The following is a 1026-nucleotide window of genomic DNA, read 5'->3' as shown; positions in this document are numbered from 1 at the left end:
GACCTGATATTGTCAGGAATACAGGCCGCTTCGATCCGGTGCAACCTCAGCGTATCGAAGGCGAAGCGGGTCACCACCTTGACCGCGTCGGTCATCAGGCCGCGGCCGCCGAAGCGCTCGCCGATCCAGTAGCCGACATGGCCGCTTTGCGAGACGCCATGGCGTATGTTGCCGAGCGTGATGCCGCCGGCAAGCTTGCCGCTGCTCCTCTCGAAGATAAAGAAGGCGATAGCGGTTCCCTGAGCATAATCCTCGCGGTAGCGGCTGATGCGCAGCCGCCATGCGTTGCGGTCGAGTTCATCGGGAGTCCAGCGTGGCTCCCATGGTTCGAGGAAAGCGCGGCTTTCCCCGCGCACCGCCGCCCACTCGCGATAGTCGTTGGTGAACGGCACGCGCAGCGTGACACGGTCGCCTTTCAGTGCCGGCAGGTCACGGCGAAAGAAAGGGAGCGCGAACATGGCGCTTTGAGGGGCTTAGACGGCGAGCTTGCGGGCCGCGGTCTGCGTGCCCGCGAGCGATTCGAGAATCGCCTCGTAGGGCGCCAGTGTGCCCACAGGCCCGACAGCGGTAAGCGTCGGCTTGGTCGAGAACAAACGCGACGATAGATCGGTCAGCCGCTCGATCGTCAGCGCCGACAGCCGTTCCATCAGTTCCTCCTTGGCGATCGGCCGGCCGAACAGAAGCAGTTGCCGTGCGATCTGCGAAGCGCGGCTGGCCGGGCTTTCGGCTGACATGATCAGTCCGGCGCGATATTGGGCGCGCGCCCGGTCGAGTTCTTCCTGCAGGATCTTCTCACCGGCCTTCTGCAGTTCGTCGATGATGACAGGCACCAGTTCGGCGATGTCGCTCTGGCCGGTCGCTGCATGGACGCCGAAGACGCCGGTGTCGGAAAAGCCCCAATGGAAGGCATAGACCGAGTAACACAGGCCGCGCTTCTCGCGGACCTCCTGGAACAGGCGCGACGACATGCCGCCGCCGAGGATCATCGACAGCACCTGCGAGGCGTAGAAGTCGCGCACATGATAG

2 protein-coding genes are annotated in these 1026 nt (G+C 64.0%); both read right to left on the bottom strand.

Translation table 11 applies throughout. The features are described from left to right. The coding region (locus EN879_RS37075; RefSeq protein ID WP_164774900.1) for a GNAT family protein at positions 1 to 458 on the bottom strand (458 nt) is incomplete at its 3' end. A gap of 15 nt (positions 459 to 473) precedes the next feature. Continuing rightward, on the bottom strand, positions 474 to 1026 hold a 553-nt coding region (locus EN879_RS37070; protein WP_164774899.1), incomplete at its 5' end, for a pitrilysin family protein.

Source organism: Mesorhizobium sp. M7A.F.Ca.AU.002.02.1.1 (assembly GCF_003998535.1).
In the GTDB taxonomy this organism is placed as follows: domain Bacteria; phylum Pseudomonadota; class Alphaproteobacteria; order Rhizobiales; family Rhizobiaceae; genus Mesorhizobium; species Mesorhizobium ciceri.
Note: the sequence above shows the minus strand (reverse complement) of the source record. Positions and strands in the feature narration are given on the sequence as shown.